The organism is Mycobacterium sp. IDUB_19, from assembly GCF_055419445.1.
In genome coordinates, this window is the sequence record NZ_JBVAXR010000012.1 from 1 (window position 1) to 19,188 (window position 19,188).

The 19,188-nt window shown below is 66.9% G+C and carries 21 protein-coding genes; 12 read left to right on the forward strand and 9 right to left on the reverse strand.

From position 1 onward, the window contains the following. From ACZY0B_RS11970 to ACZY0B_RS11980, 3 genes are all read right to left on the reverse strand, one after another. Positions 1 to 746, reverse strand: a 746-nt coding sequence (locus tag ACZY0B_RS11970) for an MBL fold metallo-hydrolase (protein WP_463764324.1), incomplete at its 3' end; no start/stop codon positions are given. Further along, a complete protein-coding gene (locus ACZY0B_RS11975) occupies positions 743 to 1,408 on the reverse strand; it encodes an L-fuculose-phosphate aldolase (protein WP_463764325.1) in 666 nt (221 codons plus the stop codon). The genes ACZY0B_RS11975 and ACZY0B_RS11970, both read right to left, overlap by 4 nt. Further along, positions 1,405 to 2,385: an NAD(P)-dependent oxidoreductase gene (locus ACZY0B_RS11980; RefSeq protein WP_463764326.1), complete on the reverse strand. Its 981-nt coding sequence runs from the start codon at positions 2,383 to 2,385 to the stop codon at positions 1,405 to 1,407. The genes ACZY0B_RS11975 and ACZY0B_RS11980 overlap by 4 nt, the downstream gene beginning before the upstream one ends. Positions 2,386 to 2,415: 30 nt before the next feature. Between ACZY0B_RS11980 and ACZY0B_RS11985 the strand changes: the two genes are divergently transcribed. Together ACZY0B_RS11985 and ACZY0B_RS11990 are read left to right on the forward strand one after the other, a co-directional pair. Next, the gene (locus ACZY0B_RS11985) at positions 2,416 to 3,777 is read left to right on the forward strand and encodes a xylulokinase (RefSeq protein WP_463764327.1); all 1,362 of its coding nucleotides are present in this window, start codon (positions 2,416 to 2,418) and stop codon (positions 3,775 to 3,777) included. A gap of 34 nt (positions 3,778 to 3,811) precedes the next feature. Next, positions 3,812 to 4,477, forward strand: a complete 666-nt coding sequence (locus tag ACZY0B_RS11990; protein WP_463764328.1) for a GNAT family N-acetyltransferase — start codon at positions 3,812 to 3,814, stop codon at positions 4,475 to 4,477. A gap of 3 nt (positions 4,478 to 4,480) precedes the next feature. Here ACZY0B_RS11990 and ACZY0B_RS11995 read toward each other — a convergent pair whose 3' ends face one another. The 3 genes from ACZY0B_RS11995 to ACZY0B_RS12005 are packed head-to-tail and all read right to left on the reverse strand — an operon-like array spanning position 4,481 to position 7,259. Further along, positions 4,481 to 5,410, reverse strand: coding sequence for a class I SAM-dependent methyltransferase (locus ACZY0B_RS11995; protein WP_463764329.1), 930 nt, complete (start codon positions 5,408 to 5,410; stop codon positions 4,481 to 4,483). A 2-nt stretch (positions 5,411 to 5,412) separates the two neighbouring features. After that, positions 5,413 to 6,336, reverse strand: a complete 924-nt coding sequence (locus ACZY0B_RS12000) for a class I SAM-dependent methyltransferase (protein WP_463764330.1) — start codon at positions 6,334 to 6,336, stop codon at positions 5,413 to 5,415. Between the two features lie 11 nt (positions 6,337 to 6,347). Continuing rightward, positions 6,348 to 7,259 carry a class I SAM-dependent methyltransferase gene (locus tag ACZY0B_RS12005; RefSeq protein ID WP_463764331.1) on the reverse strand — a complete coding sequence of 304 codons (912 nt, stop codon included), beginning with the start codon at positions 7,257 to 7,259 and terminating at the stop codon, positions 6,348 to 6,350. Between the two features lie 284 nt (positions 7,260 to 7,543). Here ACZY0B_RS12005 and secY point away from each other — a divergent pair, with 284 nt between their 5' ends. From secY to ACZY0B_RS12055, 10 genes are all read left to right on the forward strand, one after another. Further along, positions 7,544 to 8,869 (forward strand): preprotein translocase subunit SecY, encoded by a 1,326-nt coding sequence (gene secY / locus ACZY0B_RS12010; RefSeq protein WP_463764332.1) that lies wholly within the window; start codon positions 7,544 to 7,546, stop codon positions 8,867 to 8,869. Then, positions 8,866 to 9,411, forward strand: a complete 546-nt coding sequence (locus ACZY0B_RS12015) for an adenylate kinase (RefSeq protein WP_463764333.1) — start codon at positions 8,866 to 8,868, stop codon at positions 9,409 to 9,411. Before secY ends, ACZY0B_RS12015 begins: the two co-directional genes overlap by 4 nt. A gap of 2 nt (positions 9,412 to 9,413) precedes the next feature. Next, the gene (gene map, locus ACZY0B_RS12020; RefSeq protein ID WP_463764334.1) at positions 9,414 to 10,214 is read left to right on the forward strand and encodes a type I methionyl aminopeptidase; all 801 of its coding nucleotides are present in this window, start codon (positions 9,414 to 9,416) and stop codon (positions 10,212 to 10,214) included. A gap of 52 nt (positions 10,215 to 10,266) precedes the next feature. After that, positions 10,267 to 10,800, forward strand: a complete 534-nt coding sequence (locus tag ACZY0B_RS12025; protein WP_463764335.1) for a sigma-70 family RNA polymerase sigma factor — start codon at positions 10,267 to 10,269, stop codon at positions 10,798 to 10,800. Between the two features lie 68 nt (positions 10,801 to 10,868). Continuing rightward, entirely contained in the window at positions 10,869 to 11,639 is a 771-nt protein-coding gene (locus ACZY0B_RS12030) for a zf-HC2 domain-containing protein (protein WP_463764336.1), read from the forward strand. A gap of 73 nt (positions 11,640 to 11,712) precedes the next feature. Beyond that, positions 11,713 to 13,458, forward strand: a complete 1,746-nt coding sequence (locus ACZY0B_RS12035; RefSeq protein ID WP_463764337.1) for a thiamine pyrophosphate-binding protein — start codon at positions 11,713 to 11,715, stop codon at positions 13,456 to 13,458. Beyond that, complete coding sequence (locus tag ACZY0B_RS12040; protein ID WP_463764338.1) at positions 13,439 to 14,086, forward strand: SRPBCC family protein; 648 nt, start codon at positions 13,439 to 13,441, stop codon at positions 14,084 to 14,086. Before ACZY0B_RS12035 ends, ACZY0B_RS12040 begins: the two co-directional genes overlap by 20 nt. A 7-nt stretch (positions 14,087 to 14,093) precedes the next feature. Continuing rightward, positions 14,094 to 15,113, forward strand: a complete 1,020-nt coding sequence (locus ACZY0B_RS12045) for a 3-oxoacyl-ACP synthase III family protein (protein WP_463764339.1) — start codon at positions 14,094 to 14,096, stop codon at positions 15,111 to 15,113. Next, entirely contained in the window at positions 15,113 to 16,150 is a 1,038-nt protein-coding gene (locus tag ACZY0B_RS12050) for a pyridoxal phosphate-dependent aminotransferase (RefSeq protein ID WP_463764340.1), read from the forward strand. Before ACZY0B_RS12045 ends, ACZY0B_RS12050 begins: the two co-directional genes overlap by 1 nt. A 58-nt stretch (positions 16,151 to 16,208) precedes the next feature. Beyond that, a complete protein-coding gene (locus tag ACZY0B_RS12055) occupies positions 16,209 to 16,709 on the forward strand; it encodes a MarR family transcriptional regulator (RefSeq protein ID WP_463764341.1) in 501 nt (166 codons plus the stop codon). 1 nt (position 16,710) lies between these two features. Here the strand turns inward: ACZY0B_RS12055 and ACZY0B_RS12060 are convergent, their stop codons facing one another. From ACZY0B_RS12060 to ACZY0B_RS12070, 3 genes are read right to left on the reverse strand one after another with little or no spacing between them, the layout of a single operon-like run. Next, entirely contained in the window at positions 16,711 to 17,079 is a 369-nt protein-coding gene (locus ACZY0B_RS12060) for a SpoIIAA family protein (RefSeq protein ID WP_463764342.1), read from the reverse strand. A gap of 49 nt (positions 17,080 to 17,128) precedes the next feature. Further along, entirely contained in the window at positions 17,129 to 18,007 is an 879-nt protein-coding gene (gene mmsB / locus ACZY0B_RS12065; RefSeq protein WP_463764343.1) for a 3-hydroxyisobutyrate dehydrogenase, read from the reverse strand. A gap of 10 nt (positions 18,008 to 18,017) precedes the next feature. Further along, a complete protein-coding gene (locus ACZY0B_RS12070) occupies positions 18,018 to 19,187 on the reverse strand; it encodes an acyl-CoA dehydrogenase family protein (protein ID WP_463764344.1) in 1,170 nt (389 codons plus the stop codon). Position 19,188 lies beyond the last annotated feature (1 nt).

Genomic DNA, 19,188 nt, shown 5'->3' on the forward strand with positions numbered 1-19,188 from the left:
AAGGCGCACGGGTCGGCGGGCCGGCGCACTTGCAACGGGCTGTGCGTGATGTCCCCGACGAACACCGCGGGCTGACCCGCGTCCAGCCACAGCACCGAGGAGCCGGGGGTGTGCCCGGGAGCGGGCCGCAGTCGCAGCGACGGACTGATCTGATAGTCGTCCGACCAACAGACGAGCTGTCCGGCTTCGTCCACGGGCAGCACGCTGTCGGCGAACACCAGCTGATCGCCGTGCTGCTGGGCCGCTTCGGCCTCGGTGCGTGGCGATGGCCGCGCCGCGGGCCCGTCGGGAGCGAAATAGCGGTAATCGGCTGCGGGCGCGAGATATCGGGCGTTGGGAAAGGTCGGCACCCAGGTGCCGCCATCAAGCATGGTGTTCCACCCGACGTGGTCGGAGTGGATGTGGGTGTTGATCACCACGTCCACGGCGCCGCGGTCGATGCCGGCCAATTCCCACGCGCCGAGGAACCCGGTGTTCAGGTGATCAAGCGGCGGCATGTGCGGGCGCTGACGGTCGTTGCCGACGCCGGTGTCCACCACGACGGTCAGTCCGTCGACCTCGACGACCCAGCTTTGCACGGCGATGCGCCATTTATCGGTGTCCGGGTCGAAGAAGTCCGGCACCAGCAGGTCAGCGTTGTCGAGCCATCCCGACGGCGGGGTGTTGGCGAAAGACTGTGTCCCCAAATCGAATTGAAACTCCAGGATGCGGGTCACGCAGGCGCGCCCCACCTGTACGCGGCTCATAAAGGATTGGTGCGCAGGTAGCCGTAGACGCTGGCGAAATTGCGGTTCACGTCTTCGGGAATCGGTACCGGTCCACCGAGAGCCCTTGCACCCCAAACAATTTGCGCGGTGCGTTCGACCAGTGCGGTGATGTGCAGGACCTTGTCGGGGCGCGGCCCCACCGCGACCAGGCCGTGGTTGGCGATCAGCGCGGCACCCCGGCCTTCCAGCGCCTTGACCGCGTTGATCCCGACATCGGGTGTGCCGGACGCGGCGTAGTCGGTGCACCGAACGTCGCCGCCGATGTAGACCGCGAACTCGTCGATGCAGGCCGGAATCGCCTCGTGGGCGATGGCGAACATGGTCGCCCACACCGGGTGGCTGTGGATGACGCTGCCGATGTCGTCGAACGCCTGATAGCACGCCAGGTGCAGTTTCATTTCCGACGACGGTGCCCGTCCGTCCTTGGCGTGCTGCACAGCGCCTTCCGGGTCGACCAGAACCAGATCGTCGAGCTCCATGTCGCGGTAGTCGACCGACGACGGGGTGATGACGATGTTGCCGTCGGGGCGCCGCGCCGAGATGTTGCCGGCGGTTCCCTCAACGAGACCGCGGCGCAGCATGTCTTTGGCCGCGTCCAGAACCGCGGTTTCCGCGTTATCAACGGATTTCACGGACGTCATGGGCCGAGCACCTCCGGGTTGACGATATGGGCGGGCGTGTTGCCGGACAGCAACGCTTCCAGATCGTCGGCGACCATCTGCGCCTGCCGCGCCTCAGTGTTCCACGTGGCCCCGCCGATGTGCGGGGTCAGTACGACGTTGGGCATGCTCACCAACGGATGATCCGTCGGCAGCCATTCGCCCACGAAGTGGTCCAGGCCCGCCGCGGCGACCTTGCCGCTGCGCAGCGCGTCGACCAGCGCGTCGGTGTCGTGCAGCTGTGCGCGGGCGGTGTTGACGAAGACCACGCCGTCGCGCATGGCCGCGAACTGCTCGGCGCCGATCATTCCCGTCGTGTCGTCGGTGACCGGTGCGTGCAGCGAGATGACGTCGGCCTCGCTCAGCAGCTCGTCGAGGCTGTGGTGGGCTTCGTCGTGGTACGGGTCGTGGGCGATGACCCGCATGCCCAGCCCGGAAAGCCGCCACCGCAACGCTCGGCCGACGGCACCCAGGCCCACCAACCCGGCGGTGCGCCCGGCGATCTCGGCACCCCGGAACCGCTGATAGGGGATGATGCCGTCGCGAAAGATGTTGCCGCTGCGCACATCCGCGTCCGCGGTCAACAGGTGGCGGGTGGCGGCCAGCAGCAGCGCCACCGCCATCTCGGCGACCGCGTCGGCGTTGCGGGCCGGCGTGTTCAGCACCGGGATGCCCGCCGCGGTGGCTCCGGCGATGTCGACGTTGTTGGGGTCGCCGCGGGTGGAGGCGATCGCGCGCAGACCCAGGTCGAACACCGGGCCGCGCACCGAGTCGCTTTCCACCACAACAACGTCGGCGGCTTCGGCGCTGATCCGCTGCGCCAACTGCTCGGGGCTGTAGATCCGTAGCGGGGTCGCATCGATCCACGGGTCGTACACCACATCGGCCAGCTGCCGGAGTTTGGCGAACCCCGGACCACGCAGCGGCGCCGTCACCAGGGCTCGCGGTCTTGATGTCACGAATGCCAATGCTGGCGTACGGTGACGCCCGTGTCACGTAACGGCGTCACGATCGGCATCGACATCGGGACCACGGCGGTCAAAGCGGTCGCCGCCGACGCCGACGGCCGGGTGACGGCGCGGGTGCGCATCCCGCATCAATTGCGGGTGCCGACCCCCAACCGGCTGGAGCACGACGCCGACGAGGCGTGGCGGCGCGGTCCTTTGGCGGCCCTGGACCAGGTGCGGCGGCTGGCCCCCGGGCCCAAAGTCCGCGCGGTGGCTGTTTCGGCGATGGTTCCCTCGCTGACCGCCGTCGACGCCGCGGGCCGGCCGATCACTGCGGGACTGCTGTACGGCGACGAGCGCGGGCGGGTGGCCGGCGAGCAACCGCTGCCCGCGCTGGGCGAGGCCGCCGAGTTCCTGCGCTGGATGGCCGCCGAAGTTCCCGCGGCGGCCGGATATTGGCCGGCACCGGCGGTGGCCAACCACGCCCTGGCGGGCGAGGCGGTGATCGACTTCGCCACCGCGGCCACCTCCTACCCCCTGTTCGACGGGACCGGCTGGAATCCGGAGGCGTGCGCCGAGCGCGGCGCGAGCGCCGGGCAGATGCCGAGGGTCGAGACGATCGGAGCCGCCGCCGGGCAGGTCCACGGCACCGCGGCCGTGCTGGCGATAGGGGCCGTCGACGCGCTGTGCGAGCAGATGGTGGCCGGCGCCGATCGCGACGGCGAAGTGCTGGTGATGTGCGGCACCACGCTGATCGTGTGGGTCACCGTCCCCGAGGCCCGCCAGGTGCCGGGGCTGTGGACCATTCCGCATACCAAGCCCGGCAAGAGCCTGATCGGTGGAGCCAGCAACGCCGGTGGACTGTTCCTCGGCTGGGTGGATCGCGTGATCGGACCCGGCGACCCCGGCGCGGTCGATCCGCTCCGGGTCCCGGTGTGGTCGCCCTACATTCGCGGGGAACGCACTCCGTTCCACGACCCGGACCGGCGGGCCGTGCTTGACGGCGTCGATCTCACCCACGGCCCCGCGGCGCTGCGCAGAGCCGCCTACGAGGCGTCCGGCTTCGTCGTCCGTCAGCTCATCGAGCTCAGCGGAGCCCCGGTGTCGCGCATCGTGGCCACCGGCGGCGGAACGCGGCTGCAGCCGTGGATGCAGGCCCTCGCCGACGCCACCGGCCGGCCGGTGGCGGTATCCGGGGTGTCCGAGGGCGCCGCGCTGGGTGCGGCCTTCCTGGGCCGGATGGCGGCCGGGCTGGAGACGTCGATCGCCGACGCCGACCGCTGGGTTTCCACCGATCGCGTCGTCGACCCCGATCGCGCCTGGGCGTCCGCCGTCGAGGACCGCTACCGGCGGTTCCTGGAGCTGGGCGACCGGCCGTCGCGGGCATCGGACTCGAGGATGTAGCGCGGTAGGCGGCTTGGCGTTCTAGTCTGGTGCAATGACTGACCAGGACCGCAAAGCCGCCCGGCGAGAGATCGCAGACGCCCTGTTGAAAGCTCTTGAACGCCGGCATGAAATTGCCGACGTCGTGGTGGAGTCGGAAAACAAGCAAGCCGCGGTCGAGTCGATCGTCGCATTGCTCGACACCTCCCACCTCGCCGCCGAAGCGGTGATGGGCATGTGCTTCGAGCAGCTCACCATCGACTCACGCCGCAAGATCCTCGCCGAACTCGAGGACCTGAACAAGCAACTGAGCTTTACGCTCGGGGAGCGCCCCGCCAGCTCGGGGGAGAGCCTGGAGCTGCGGCCGTTCTCCGCCGACGAGGACCGCGACCTGTTCGCGGCCCGCACCGAGGACATCGGCGCCGCCGGGGACGGATCCGGCGGACCGGCGGGCAACCTCGACGACGAGATCCGCGCGGCGCTGAGCCGTGTCGACGACGAAGAGGCCGCCTGGTTCGTCGCGGTCGATTCCGGCGAGAAGGTCGGCATGGTCTTCGGCGAGCTTGCCCGCGGCGAAGTAAACGTGCGGATCTGGATTCACCCCGAGCATCGGAAGAGGGGTTACGGCACCGCCGCTCTGCGTAAGTCGCGCTCGGAGCTGGCGTGGTGTTTTCCCGCCGTGCCGTTGGTGGTCCGGGCGCCGGCGGCCAGACCCAGCTGACCGCTACTGCAAGACGGCAATCACCGAAATGTGGTTCTCCAGCGCCGTGCGGCCTTGGCCTGGCGGCACGGGGAGCCCGGCCGTGGCGAACTGGTCAGCTCGGGTACGCGCCGTAATCTGCCAGCCGGCCGCGCTCAGGTAGTCGGCGGCCGGAGTGCGCTCACCGTGATACACGAGCGAGGACACATCGGTGTCGAAGCCGAATTGTCCCCAGCGCCTGGCCATCGCCTTGGCGCGTTTCTGCAGCAGGGGCATGCCGTCGCGGTGGTATTCGGTGGCCAGCCGGCTGCCCGGGGCGCTGAGCGTGGTGATGGCGTCGAACAACCGGTCCTGCGCCTCCGGGGGCAGGTACATCAGCAGGCCCTCGGCACTCCACGCTGCGGGCTTGGTCTCGTCAAAACCGGCTTGCCGCAACGCGTTTAGCCAGTCGTCACGCAGGTCAACGGCGACGGTCCGGCGCTCCGCGGTGGGTTGGGCGCCCAGGTTCGCCAACGCGGTGGTCTTGAACTCGATCACCGCGGGTTGGTCGACTTCGTAGACGACGGTGCCCTGCGGCCAGGCCAGCCGGTACGGGCGCGAGTCCAGGCCGGAGGCCAGGATCACCACCTGGCGGATACCGGCCGCGGCCGCGTCGGTGAAGAAATCGTCGAAGTACCGGGTGCGTACCGCCATCATGTTGACCATCCGCGCCAAGTTGAACTCCACGTCGGGGTCCGCGTCGGGGCCGAGACCGCCTGTCTCATCGGTGATTTCGCCATCGAGCACCTTGATGAAGAAGTCCGCACCCACCGCGCGAACCAGCGGGTCGGCGAACGGATCGTCGATCAGGGCGCCTGCTTGCTTGCCGGCAAGAGCCCGGCAGGCCGCGACCCAGGTCGCGGTCGCCCCCACACTCGAGGCCAGATCCCAGGTGTCTTGTTCGGTGCGTGTCATGCTCAGGCTCCTAGGGTCGCGGACAGGTATTTGATGTCGCCGAAGGCAACCGTGGATGGTTCGGTGGGGAATTCAAAACCGTTGTGCGCGTACATCTCCGGTGTGCTACGCACCGTGGTCTGCCAGCCACGTTCGGTGAGGTAGGCCGCCACGTCGTTGCGCTCACCGGTGTAGACCAGTTCGGACCAGTTGAGATTCAGGCCCATCCGGCGCCAGCGTTCGCTCATCTCGCGTCCCCGCTTTTCGACGCGGTCGCGCATGTCGGGAACGTAGCCGGTGCCGATGCGGCTGCCGGGGGCGGACAGCGCGCTGATGTTGTCGAACAGGCGATCCTGGGCGTCCGGCGGCAAGTATCCGAGCAGTCCTTCGGCGATCCAGGCCGTCGGCTGCGCCGTATCGAATCCGTTGCCGCGCAACGCACCTACCCAGTCATCCCGCAGGTCGATCGCCACCGTGCGGCGATCGACTGTCGGGGCCGCGCCAAGGTCGGCCAGGGTGCGAGTCTTGAACTCGATCACCTGCGGCTGGTCGATCTCGTAGAGCACGGTTCCGGCCGGCCAGGGCAACCGGTAAGCGCGGGTGTCCAGCCCGGACGCGAGGATGACCGCTTGGCGCACACCGGCCTCGGCGGCCTGGAGGAAGAAGGTGTCGAAGTAGCGGGTGCGCACGGCCATGCCCTCGCTGAGCCGCTGCGGGGTGAACGCGGGATCGTCCTGCGAGACTTCGACCTCACCGTTCATCATCCGTATGAAGGCGTCGACGCCGACGGCGTTGACCAGCGGCTCGGCGAAGGGATCGTTGATCAACGGGTTGGGACCCTTGGACGCCATGGCCCGCCGGGCCGCCACCGCGGTGGCGGTGGCTCCGACGCTGGACGCCAAATCCCAACTGTCTCCGTCGAATCGCTTGCTGTCGGTGCTCGTCATGGCGTGCGCTCCTAGCTGAGAGTTGCGGTAACGGCGACGATGTTGCGTAGTTGGGACAGCGCTTCGCTGTCGTGGAAGTCGCGGCCGTAGTCGGCGAACAGTTCGCGCCGTGGCCGCGAGTTCACCTGCCAGCCATGGCCGCTCAGGTACTCGACGACGTTGCTGCGGTCACCGTCGAAGAACAATCCCGACAGGTCGATGTCGCAGCCCAAATTGAGCCACCGCTGGTTGAATTCCTGGGCACGCTCGGACATCGTCGTGTCGGACTCGGGATGAAACTCGGTGGCCAGCATGCTTCCGGGCGCGGACAACGAGGTGATGTTGTCGAAGAGCCGGTCCTGGGCTTCGGGGGGCAGATACATCAGCAACCCCTCGGCGCTCCACGAAGTCGGCTGGGTCACGTCAAACCCGCTGCTGCGCAAGGCCGCCGGCCAGTCCTCCCGAAGATCGATGCTGACGGTGCGGCGCTCGGCCGACGGTGCGGCGCCCAGGCTCGACATCGTGGTGGTCTTGAACTCGATGACTTGGGGCTGATCGACTTCGTAGACCACGCTGCCGTTCGGCCAGGACAGCCGGTAGGCGCGCGCGTCGAGGCCCGCGGCCAGAATCACCGCTTGCCGGATCCCGTCGCGCGCGGCGTTGAGGAAGAAGTCGTCGAAAAACCGGGTGCGCACCGCGATCGAGTCGGTCTCTACCTGAAGGTCCCCCAGGCCGCCTTCGGGCGTTTCCTCGGTGGTGAGCTCACCGTCGACCACCCGGCGGAAGAAATCCAGCCCGACCGCCCGCACCAAGGGCGCGGCGAACGGGTCGTTGATGATCGGGTTGTCCTCGTTACTTGCTACCGCGCGGGCAGCGGCGACCATGGTTGCCGTGGCGCCGACGCTGGAGGCCAGATCCCAACTGTCTTGGTCAGTGCGTGTCATGGTGCTCCTCTGTCAGTCTGAGCTGGCCTCGGCCGTCACCATGCTGCCCTCGGCACCCAGCTTTGATACTTAGCAAATGCAACGAGCTGACCAAACTCTACGCCTTGTGGCTGTCGGCTTCCTTAATTTTTTGAGCCCTTTTGGTACGGCTCCATGACGCCCTTTTAAGGATCCAGTCCGACCAGCTGTTAGTCTCGTACACGATTTGACGCGTGACGCCGTACGTCCTGGCCTGCGGGTGTTGAGCGCGCGTAACGCAGGATGACCCCGCGCAGGAGGATAGAGTGCTTTCCGCTTTCATCTCGTCGCTGCGATCAGTCGACTTGAGACGGAAGATCCTCTTCACGCTTGGCATTGTCGTGCTGTATCGCGTCGGCGCCGCTTTGCCGTCGCCCGGCGTGAACTTCCCGAACGTGCAGCAGTGCATCAAAGAGGCCAGCGGTGGCGAGGCCGGACAGATCTACTCGCTGATCAACCTGTTCTCCGGTGGAGCGCTGCTCAAGCTCACGGTGTTCGCGGTGGGCGTAATGCCCTACATCACCGCCAGCATCATCGTGCAGCTGCTCACAGTGGTCATCCCGCGGTTCGAGGAACTGCGCAAGGAGGGCCAGTCAGGCCAGGCCAAGATGACGCAGTACACGCGTTATCTGGCGATCGCGCTGGCTGTTCTGCAGGCCACCAGCATCGTCGCGCTGGCGGCCAACGGCGGTCTGCTGCAGGGCTGCTCGCTGGACATCATCGCCGACCAGAGCATCTTCACCCTGGTCGTCATCGTGCTGGTCATGACGAGCGGCGCGGCGCTGGTGATGTGGATGGGCGAGCTGATCACCGAACGCGGCATCGGCAACGGCATGTCGCTGCTGATCTTCGTCGGTATCGCCGCACGCATTCCCTCTGAGGGCAAGACCATCCTGGACAGCCGCGGCGGCATGATCTTCACCGCCGTCCTGGTGGCCGCGCTGATCATCATCGTCGGCGTGGTCTTCGTCGAGCAGGGCCAGCGCCGGATCCCGGTGCAGTACGCCAAGCGCATGGTGGGCCGTCGGATGTACGGCGGAACCTCGACGTATCTGCCGCTCAAGGTCAACCAGGCCGGTGTTATCCCGGTGATCTTCGCGTCCTCGCTGATCTACATTCCGCACCTGATCACCCAGCTGATCCGCAGCGGCAGCGGAGGCGTGGGCAACAGCTGGTGGGACAAGTTCGTCGGAACTTATCTGTCCGACCCGAGCGATCCGGTCTACATCGGCATCTACTTCGGGCTGATCATCTTCTTCACGTACTTCTACGTGTCGATCACCTTCAATCCCGACGAACGTGCGGACGAAATGAAGAAGTTCGGCGGCTTCATCCCCGGGATCCGGCCGGGCAAGCCCACCGCCGACTACTTGCGTTATGTGCTGAGCAGGATCACGCTGCCGGGCTCGATTTATCTAGGTGCGATCGCGGTGCTGCCCAACCTGTTCCTGCAGATCGGCAATGCCGGGGCGGTGCAGAATCTGCCATTCGGTGGAACGGCGGTTCTGATCATGATTGGTGTCGGGTTGGATACCGTCAAACAGATCGAGAGTCAGCTGATGCAGCGCAACTATGAAGGGTTCCTCAAGTGAGAGTCGTTTTGCTGGGGCCACCGGGAGCAGGTAAGGGCACGCAGTCGGAAAAGCTCAGCGAGAAGCTCGGGATCCCGCAGATCTCCACCGGGGATCTGTTCCGGAGCAACATCGGGCAGGGCACCAAGCTGGGCCTGGAGGCCAAGGGCTACCTGGATGCCGGCGACTTGGTGCCGTCGGAGTTGACGAATCAGCTCGTCGACAGCCGGCTGGATGACCCGGACGCGGCTAACGGCTTCATTCTGGACGGGTACCCCCGCTCGATCGAGCAGGCCAAGGCGCTGCACGACATGCTCGGACGCCGGGGCACCGACATCGACGCGGTGCTGGAATTCCGGGTGTCGGAGGACGAGTTGCTGCAGCGGCTCAAGGGCCGCGGCCGCGCCGACGACACCGATGACGTCATCCTCAACCGGATGAAGGTCTACCGCGACGAAACCGCACCGCTGCTCGAGTACTACCGCGACGAACTGAAGACCGTCGACGCCATCGGAACGATGGATGAGGTATTCGCCCGCGCGCTGCGGGCGCTGGGCAAGTAGCGATGAACCCGCTGGCGCGGCTGCGGAGTCGCAAGGTAGTGCCGCAGCGCAGCGCCGGCGAACTCGACGCGATGGCCGCGGCCGGTGCCGTCGTTGCCGCAGCACTGCACGCGGTTCACGCGGCCGCTGTCTGTGGTGCGTCGACGCTGAGCCTCGACGAAATCGCCGAGTCGGTGATCCGAGAGGCCGGCGCGACACCGTCGTTTTTGGGCTATCACGGCTACCCGGCGTCGATCTGCGCGTCCGTGAACGACCGGGTGGTGCACGGCATCCCCTCCGCGGCCGAGATCCTCGCCCCCGGTGACCTGGTCTCCATCGACTGCGGCGCGGTGCTGAACGGCTGGCATGGTGATGCCGCGATCACGTTCGGGGTAGGCGCACTCGAACCCGCCGACGAGATGCTCTCCGCGGCGACCCGAGAGTCGCTGGAAGCCGGAATCGCGGCAATGATCCCCGGTAACCGGTTGACCGACGTCGCGCATGCCATCGAAATGGGCACGCGGGCGGCCGAGGCTCGCCACGGGCGCGCATTCGGGATCGTGGAGGGCTACGGCGGCCACGGCATCGGCCGGCAGATGCACATGGACCCGTTCCTGCCCAACGAGGGATCTCCGGGCCGCGGACCGCTGCTGGCGCCCGGTTCGGTGCTCGCCATCGAACCGATGCTGACGCTTGGAACAGGCAAAACACGGGTACTCGACGACGACTGGACGGTCACCACCACCGACGGGTCGCGCGCGGCGCACTGGGAGCACACCGTGGCGGTCACCGACGACGGGCCCCGCGTTCTCACCCTGAGCTGAATCTCGAACCAAACACCTACTCGACTCGTGTCAATGGGCAGGAGGTGATCGAGTGGCTCGGGCTGCTGGTACCGCGGCTGCGGAGGCCGCGCTCATGAAGGCGCTCTACGACGAGCACGCCGCCGTGCTGTGGCGCTACGCGCTGCGGCTCACCGGCGACGCCGCGCACGCCGAGGACGTCGTCCAGGAAACCCTGCTGAGGGCGTGGCAGCACCCGGAAGTCGTCGGCGACACCGAGCGCTCGGCGCGTGCCTGGTTGTTCACCGTCGCCCGAAACATGATCATCGACGATCGGCGCAGCGCGCGGTATCGCAACGTGGTCGGTTCGCTCGACGTAGCAGGGGCGCCGGAGCAGGCCACGCCCGACGAGGTCAATGCGGCGCTGGACCGGCTGCTGATCGCCGAAGCGATGACGCAACTCTCCACGGAGCACCGGGCCGTCATCGAACGGTCTTACTACCGCGGATGGACCACCGCGCAGATTGCTGGGGACCTCGAGATTGCCGAGGGAACTGTGAAGTCGCGACTACACTATGCCGTGCGGGCTTTGCGGCTCACTCTGCAGGAACTCGGAGTTACTCGATGAGCGCGGGACCTGGTTCGGGCACCAATCCGTGTGGTCACCGGCTCCGAATGCTTGAAGGGTGACAGGAGATGGATGAAATGAAGATGCCGCTACGAGGTGTGGGTCCGCCCGGCGACAACGAGGTTTTTGGTCTGATCATGGGTGACAATCACCGCTACGCGATGTGGGATGCCGCGTACGTGCTGGGATCGTTGTCGTCCGTCGACCGCCGCGAATTCGAGGGCCACATGGCCCAGTGCCCGGCGTGCCGGAACGCCGTCGCCGAGCTCAGTGGAGTGCCGGCCCTGCTTTCGCAGCTTGATCGTGAAGAATTCGCCGCGATCGCCGAGTCGGGCGATATCCCACCGGCGACACCGGAGATGTCACCCGAGTTGTTGCCGTCCTTGCTGGCGAAGGTGGCTTGGCGGCGGCGCCGCGCGCGCGTGATCACCTGGGTGGCCTCGTCCGCCGCGGCCGCGGTGCTGGCCGTCGGCGTCTTCGTCGGCATTCAGGGTCATTCCCCGTCGGCGACGCCTGCCCAGTCGGTGGCTGCCTCGTCGGAGATGGCGCAGGTGGGTACCAACCTGCTGACGTCCACGGTGCAGCTGTCCAGCCAGCACTGGGGGACGGCCATCAACTTGAAGTGCGTCTGCCTGGCTCCGCCGTATGCGCACCACGACACGCTGGCGATGGTTGTGGTCGGTCGCGACGGCAGCCAGACTCGGCTGGCGACCTGGGTGGCCGAACCCGGCCACACCGCGACGCCCGCCGCGAGCATCTCGACGCCGATCGAGCAGATTGCCGCCGTGCAAGTGGTCGCCGCCGACAGCGGCCAGGTTCTGTTGCAGCGTTCCCTGTAAAGCCCGTCGGGTGAACCGTAGGCTCACCTGACTCGTGCAATAGGCATCGTCTCAATCGAACTTAGGTGAGCAGATGCCTCGGAAGCACCGGGTGGTTGACCACATCGTCGGATGTCTAGCGTCAATCGGGGTCGACCACATCTTTGGTGTGGATGGCGCCAACATCGAAGATCTCTACGACGCCGCGCATTTCCGGTCCGGCATCACCGCAATACTGGCCAAGCACGAGTTCTCCGCCGCCACGATGGCCGACGGGTACAGCCGCAGCGGCGCCGGTCTGGGTGTGGTGGCCGCGACCTCGGGCGGCGGCGCGCTGAATCTTGTAGCGGGCCTTGGGGAGTCGCTGACAAGCCGGGTGCCGGTGTTGGCGTTGGTCGGTCAGACCCCGACCACGATGGACGGCCGCGGCAGCTTTCAGGACACCAGTGGCAACAACGGGTCGCTGGACGCAGAGGCAGTGTTCTCGGCCGTGTCGGTGTATTGCGAGCGAGTGCTGCGCCCGGCCGACATCGGTGCCGCATTGTCTCGGGCCGTCGACGCGGCGCGCACGGGAGGACCGGCAGTGTTGTTGCTGCCCAAGGATATTCAGCAGGCCTACGTCTATGACGACGCCCGGGCGGATGCACTGGCCACCGACCCGCGGCCGATCGGGAACCCCAATCCGATCATCCCGTTGCTGCGCAACGCCAATGGGCCGATCACCATCATCGCCGGCGAGCAGGTGGCCCGCGACGACGCCCGGGCCGAGCTCGAGGAGCTGCGCGCGCTGTTGCGTGCCCGGGTGGCCACGGTGCCCGACGCCAAAGATACTTCCGGCACACCGGGATTCGGCTGTTCGTCCGCGCTGGGGGTAACCGGTGTGATGGGCCACCCCGACGTGGCCGAAGCGGTGGCCGCAAGCGCCGTGTGCCTGGTGGTCGGCACCCGACTGTCGGTCACCGCTCGCGCCGGCCTCGACGACGCGCTGGCCACGGTGCGCACAGCTTCGATCGGCTCCGCGCGGCCCTACGTTCCGTGTGCGCACGTGCACACCGACGACCTTCGTACGTCGCTGCGCATGCTGACTGAGGCCCTATCGGGCAGCGGACGCCCCACGGGCGTGCGGGTTCCCGACACCGTGCGTCGCTCCGAGCTGACGCCCCCGTCGTGGGCCGGCGAAGGTGTGCGCTACCGCGACGCCATGGCGGTGCTTGACGGCGTCTTGCCCGAAGGGGCCGACATCGTGGTCGACGCGGGCAACACCGGTGCCTCGGCCGTGCACTACCTGCCGGCGCGGCGGGGCGGCAGGTTCGCCGTCGCACTCGGTATGGGCGGCATGGGCTACAGCTTCGGCGCCGGCATCGGAATGGCTCTAGGACGGTCCAACAGTGGACGGCCGCGCGGGCGCACCGTGGTGATCGCCGGCGATGGCGCATTTTTCATGCACGGCATGGAAGTTCACACCGCGGTCCAATACCGGCTGCCGGTGACGTTCGTGTTGTTCAACAACAATGCACACGCCATGTGTGTGACCCGCGAACAGCTCTTCTACGACAATCTGTACAGCTATAACCGATTCCGGCCCAGCCGGCTCGGTGCCGGGCTGGCGGCCATGTTCCCGGGCCTGACGTCGATGGACGTCAGCGACACCGACGGACTCGCCACAGCGATGGGCGCCGCGCTCGACATCGACGGCCCGGCGGTGGTCACCGTCGAGTGCGCCGCCGACGAGATCCCGCCGTTCGCTCCTTTCCTCTCAACGGGGAAGACCGAACCCATTGCCCTTGAAGAGATTCCCACGGTTAAGGAGAAATGCACCAATGTCGCTGCCAGCGCTTGAGGATATTCCCGACGTCATCGATGGGGTCACCCGCATCGAAACCAGCCCCAGAGAGCAGGCCACGCCGATCATCATGGACATGATGCGGTCGGTGTACCCGCACGATCAGGTCTTCGGCGAATACTGCACCGTCAACGAATACATCGACTGCCCGCCCGACGAGCTGTACGAGTACTTGTCGGACACCCGCAGCCTGGAAGAGTGGACCTACAGTCTGCGCGGATTCACCCCGACCGATGAACCCGGTCTGTGGCTGGCCTACGACCGGCTCGGCTCGGAGACCGAGATCTACACCCGCACCGTCGCGAATGAGCAGGCCCGCACCGTCGACTACCACTGCGCGTGGGATCAGGGCAAGCACCTGTGGATGATCTATCTGATGCGCGTCATCGACGCCCAGGTGGTCCTCGACAAGCCGGGTTCGGTTGTGCTGTGGACGAATTGCCATCACCCGTTCTACGACCACAACCCGTATCCGGAGACCGCACCGGCGCAGCGCCCGGTGTGGGTCGGCGACTTCTGGGACATGTTCGGCGCGGGCCACGAGCTGGAAATGAAGAACCTCAAGGCAATCGCCGAGTACCGGCACCGCAATGGCCTGCCGGTGACCCCCGAATGGATGAGATGAGCGCGCCATGGATAAGCCAACCGTCAGCCTGATCGACGTCTCGACCTATCTTCCCGGCGAGCCGATCCCCGCCGACTACTACGCACAGTTCGCCGAATCCGACGAGCTGCGCGAGAACATCATGTTCCGCGCCCCGAAGTTTCGCCACCACGTCGCGCCGGACGAGAGTTCGATCGACATGATCGAGCGTGCGGTGCAGGGACTGATCGAGCGGCAGGGCCACGACGTCGTCGAAGGCGCCGACGTGCTGATCACCCACACCCAGGTGCCCGACATGGCCTTCTACGGCCAAGGTGGTGGCATCGCGCACCGGTTGGGGCTGCGACCGTCCTGGGTGCTCGACCTGAACAACGGCGGGTGTGCCGCATTCGTGTTGGCGCTCAACGTGGCCCGTAAACTGCTGTCGTCGGGCGAGGGGCACACCGCGCTGATCGCCATCGCGCAGAACGCGGCCGGTCAATTCTTCGATCAGCCGACGATCCGCCGCAAGGCGCAGTCGGCGGTGCCCGGCGACGGCGCCGCGGTCGGGCTGGTCACGGTGAGCGACCAGTCGCCGATTCTGGATGTCGAGTGCCGCACCTACGGCGAATTCGCGGGCGAGATGACGCTTTCCTACGACCCGCCGCGCAAGTGGTGGGCGGCGGGGCCCGGCGAGGGGAGCATCGGCTTCACCGAAAGCAAGATCACCAAGGTGCTGGCCCGCGGCAACCGGCAGGTTCCCGAGGTGGCGTTCGCGGTATGTGACCGAATCGGCTTGCCCGCCAAGAACATCGACATGCTGGTCACCAACCAGCCCAACAGGGCGTTTCTGCGCAACTGGCGCGAAGCGCTCGAATTGCCGCAGGAACGCCACCGGGACACCTTCGAAGAATGTGGCAACCTGTTCGGTGCCGGGATTCCGGTCAACCTGGATCGCGCGATATCCGACGGTCAGCTCAAGTCCGGTGATGTGGTGCTGATGGCGGGCTTTGCCCATGCCGGCGATTTCGCCGGTGCGGCGGCGGTGCGCTGGGGCGGGCGAGGCTGATGCAACCGCTGGCAAGTTCCGCGACGGCGGAGGCCGATGACGCGGTCGCGTCCGGGATCGATCCACTCGCCTTGTCGCTCAACGAGAATCCGTTCCCTCCGCTTCCGGCGGTGCGGTCGGTGTTGGTCAAGTCGATCGACGCGGCCAACCGGTATCCGGAGTTCCTGCCCGAGCGGTTGCGCAACCTGATCGCGAGTCGCATCGGGGTCGCCGCGGATCAGGTGGTGCTCGGTGCCGGTGCGACGGGTGTGGTGCTGCAGGCCCTGCAGGCTCTGACCGTTCCGGGCGACACGATGGTCATGGCGACACCCACCTTCGACGGCTATCCGATCATCGCGCAGATGGCGCGGCTGAATTCGGTGACGGTACCCCTGGATAAGGGCGGCCACAACGACCTCGACCGGCTGGCGGCCGAGGCCGCGAGCGCCCGCGTCGTGGTGGTGTGCCGGCCGCACAACCCCACCGGCACCCTGGAGCCGGCGACGCACCTGTTTCGGTTCCTGCGCCGGGTGCCTCGCGAGACCATCGTGGTGCTCGACGAGGCGTACATCGAATTCGCCGCACCCGAGCACCAGATCGACGTCGCGGCGCTGGCGCGGCGATTCCCCAACGTGGTCGTGGTGCGGACCTTCTCCAAGGCGTACGGGCTGGCCGGGCTGCGAATCGGCTACGGCGTGGCCGCTCCGGAGCTGGCCGCGACGATGTGGTCCCAACAGTTGCCGTTCGGCATCGCGATGACCAGCTTGCCCGCAGTTGCCGCGTCGTATAACGCTGAAGACGAACTGCTGCAACGGATTAGGCTGATCACCTCCGAGCGGCGCTATCTCCGGATGCGGCTGAGCGCGCTGGGGGTGTACACCACCGACGCGCACGCGAACTTCATGTACCTGCCTTCGAGGGTTGGGCAGGATCGGCAGTGGAGTGAGGTGTTCGCCGACAGCGGGCTTCGGGTGCGCTGCTATCCGGACGGCGGCGCGCGGATTACCGTGGGCAGCCGCGCATCCACGCTGGCGGTGCTGGCCGCGGTGGGCAAGTGATCACGCGCTGAATCGGGGGGGTTGACGCGTTTTGGCCGCAAGTGCGGTATGAAAAGGCGTGGCCCCGAATAACAAGCGTGACCCGATCGCCGCGGCACGGACCAACTGGGAGCGCGCGGGCTGGGGCGATGTCTCGCAGGGCATGGTCGCGGTGACGTCGGTGATGCGTGCGCATCAGATCCTGCTGGGCCGCGTCGAGACGGCGCTGCGACCCTACGACCTGAGCTTCTCGCGCTACGAGTTGCTGCGGCTGCTGGCGTTCAGCCGGACCGGAGCGTTGCCCATCACCAAGGCGTCCGACCGGCTGCAGGTTCACGTCACCAGCGTGACCCACGCGATCCGCCGGCTGGAGGCCGACGGGCTGGTTGCCCGGGTGCCACACCCCACCGATGGGCGCACGACGCTGGTGCAGATCACCGACCTCGGCCGGTCCACGGTCGAGGACGCCACCGTCACGCTCAACGAGCAGGTGTTCGCCGATATCGGCATGGACACTGCCGAATCGCAGGCGCTGGTGGAGTCGATTGAAACGTTGCGCCGCAACGCCGGTGACTTCTGAGTCAGCCGGCGGCCCACTCCTTGGCGCGCTCGAGTTCGTCAAGCCCGAACACGGCGATCTCGCCGGGGACCATCCACGCCAGCGCATGAAGGGTGTGGGCGACCCATTCCTTGTCGGACACCACGGCGATTCGCTTGAACGCCGAATGATGCTTGAACACGCTGCCAAGCCCCAGCTTCAGATCCTCGACCAACCCACCGGGACCGAAGCCCTCGTAATCGGAGGCGATGACCTCCACGATCCTGATCTCGTCACCTTTCACCAAGTCATCCATGGCCGGCTTGAAATTGCGCAGATCGCCACCGTTCAACCGGCCCGATACCCGGATGCCGGTCACTCCCACCGGCATGTCGTCCAGCACTTCGATCATCGAATACTCCCTCCTGCCAACCGTATTGCGGAAGGCCGTTAGCCCCGGCTCAGCGCAGCATCTCGATCACGGCGCTGAAATCCAGGGCGCCGTGCTCTGCGGCGAACTTGGCGTAGATCTCGGCGGCGTGGCGGCCCAGCGGCGCGGCCGAGCCGGTTGACGTCACCGCATCCATCGCCAGGCCCAGGTCCTTGTTCATCAGCGCGGTCGCGAAGCCGGGCTTGAAGTCGTTGTTGGCCGGCGATGTCGGAACCGGGCCCGGCACAGGGCAATTCGTGTGCACCGCCCAGCAGTTGCCGGTGGCACCGGTGATTACGTCGAACAATGATTGCGCCGGCAGGCCGAGCTTCTCGGCAAGCACGAACGCCTCGCCGACCGCGATCTGCTGCACCGCCAGCACCATGTTGTTGCACACCTTGGCGGCCTGGCCGGCTCCGGCGGCGCCACAGTGAATGATCTTGCCCGCCATGGGTTCCAGCACCGGCCGCGCTCGATGCACCGCCGACTCGTCGCCCCCGACCATGAACGCCAGCGTCCCGGCGACAGCACCCTTCACCCCGCCGGAGACCGGTGCGTCCAGCTGCGAAACCCCGTGCGACTCTGCCTGCGAGTGCACCTCGCGGGCGTCGTTGACCGAGATCGTGGAGCTGTCGATGAACAGCGCACCGGCGCGCGCGGCCGGCAGCACCTCGGCGTAGCAGCGTTTGACGATGTCCCCGTTGGGCAGCATCGTGATCACCACGTCGGCCTGGGCCACCGCGTCGGCGGCGCTGTCGAATAACTCGACGCCGCCTTCGGCCGCGGTCGCCGCCGCCGCGGGCACCGGGTCGAACCCGCGCACGGTGTGGCCCGCGCTCAACAGGTTCGCCGACATCGGCCCGCCCATGTTCCCCAGCCCGAGAAATGCGATCTCAACAGGCTCTGTCATTGCTGCCTTTCTAAGCGGGGGCTTGAGAAGCTCTGAACCGGACGGCCTCGGCGCGACCGACGACCACCCGCATGATTTCGTTGGTCCCTTCCAGTATTCGGTGCACCCGAAGATCGCGGACGATCTTTTCCAGACCATACTCGCGCAGGTAACCGTAACCCCCGTGCAGTTGCAGCGCCTTGTCCGCGACGTCGAAGCAGGTGTCGGTGACATAGCGTTTGGCCATCGCGCACAGCTCGACCTTGTCGGGGTCACCTGTGTCCAGCGCACTTGCCGCCCGCCACAACATCATTCGCGAGGTCTCGAGGCCCGTCGCCATGTCGGCCAGGGTGAAGCGGATGGTCGGCTCGTCGAGCAGTGCGGAGCCGAACGCCTGCCGATCCCGCACGTACGCCCCCGCCTTGTCGAAGGCCGACTGCGCGCCGCCGAGCGAGCACGCCGCGATGTTGAGCCGGCCGCCGTTGAGGCCGTTCATCGCGATGCCGAAGCCGGCGCCCTCGCCATCGGCGCCGCCCAGCATCGCGTCGGCGGGAACCCGCACGCCCTCCAAGATCACCTGGGCGGTCGGTTGGGCGTGCCAGCCCATCTTCTCCTCAAGCGCGCCGAAACTCAGTCCTTCGGTGCCCTTCTCGATGATGAACGCTGAAATCCCGCGCGGGCCCTCGCCGCCGGTGCGGGCCATCACCACGTAGACGTCCGAGGCGCCCGCGCCGGAGATGAACTGCTTGACTCCGTCGAGCACATAGTCGCCGCCCTGCTTGACGGCGCGGGTGCTCAATGCGCTGGCATCGGATCCGGCGCCGGGCTCGGTCAGGCAGTAGCTGGCGATGACATCCATCGGCGCCAGCCGCGGAATCCATTCCTTGCGTTGTTCGTCGGTGCCGAAGCTGTCGATCATCCACGCGCACATGTTGTGGATCGATAGGAACGCAGCGGTGGTGGGATCGGCGATGGCCAGCTGCTCGAAGATCCGAACCCCGTCGAGCCGGCGCAGCCCGCTGCCGCCGACGTCGTCGCGGCAATAGATCGCGGCCATGCCGAGCTCGGCGGCCTCGCGCAACACGTCGGTCGGAAAGTGCTTGCTGGCTTCCCATTCCAGGGCGTACGGGGCAATCCGCTTGGCGGCGAACGCGGCCGCCGTTTCGGTGATGACCCGTTCGTCGTCATTCAGGGCGAACATG